Origin of the sequence: Phocaeicola coprophilus DSM 18228 = JCM 13818 (genome assembly GCF_000157915.1) — a bacterium.
GTDB lineage: Bacteria > Bacteroidota > Bacteroidia > Bacteroidales > Bacteroidaceae > Phocaeicola > Phocaeicola coprophilus.
In genome coordinates this window covers 1-978 of sequence record NZ_EQ973699.1, presented here as the reverse complement: position 1 = coordinate 978, position 978 = coordinate 1, and the positions used below count along the sequence as shown (strand labels likewise).

The following is a 978-nucleotide window of genomic DNA, read 5'->3' as shown; positions in this document are numbered from 1 at the left end:
GAATTCAGCGATTCGCAACGGCAGATCACGATAAGAACGCGGAGAGTTCTTATAGATCATACAGTGGTGCGGACAGTTCATCGGTTTCAGGAAGTATTCTTCTCCTTCTTCCGGAGTATGAATAGGCTGGAATGCGTCCTTACCATACTTCGCATAGTGTCCTGAAGTTACATAAAGCAACTTGTTACCAATCGGCGGACAAATGACTTCCTGATAATCATAACGGGCCTGGATGCGACGCAGGAAGTCCTGCAGACGCAAGCGCAGCGCAGTACCTTTCGGGAGCCACATCGGCAAACCTTTACCTACCGTATCTGAGAACATGAACAGATCCATCTCCTTACCGATCTTACGGTGGTCACGTTTCTTGGCTTCTTCCAGCATGACCAGATACTCATCGAGCATCTTCTTCTTCGGGAAGGTAATACCATAGATACGTGTCATCTGCTTGCGGTCTTCCTGACCTCTCCAGTAAGCACCGGCAACGGAAAGCAGCTTAATGGCTTTGATCGGAGCCGTAGACATCAAATGCGGGCCACGGCACAAATCCGTAAATGCACCCTGCGTATAAGTTGTGATATGACCATCTTCCAGTTCGGAGATCAGTTCACACTTGTAAGTTTCACCTCTTTCACCGAACATCTTCAGTGCATCATCCTTTGCGATGCTCTGACGTACGAGTGTCTCTTTCTTGGCAGCCAGTTCAGCCATTTTCTTTTCAATGGCAGGCAGGTCACCTTCCTTGATCACGGCTTCTCCCGGATCTACATCATAATAGAATCCGTTTTCAATAGCCGGTCCGATACCAAACTGAATACCGGGGTAAAGCTCCTGCAAAGCCTCAGCCAGCAAGTGAGCACTTGTATGCCAGAAGGCATGCTTACCTTCTTCATCTTCCCATTTATAAAGAACGAAGTTTGCATCTTCGCTGATAGGACGATTCAAATCAATCGTTTCACCGTTCACGCCACATGCCAA

The 978-nt window shown here is 47.9% G+C and carries 1 protein-coding gene; it reads right to left on the bottom strand.

Translation table 11 applies throughout. The features are described from left to right. A partial coding sequence (locus BACCOPRO_RS17055; RefSeq protein ID WP_040311651.1) for a threonine--tRNA ligase occupies positions 1-978 on the bottom strand: 978 nt, incomplete at both ends.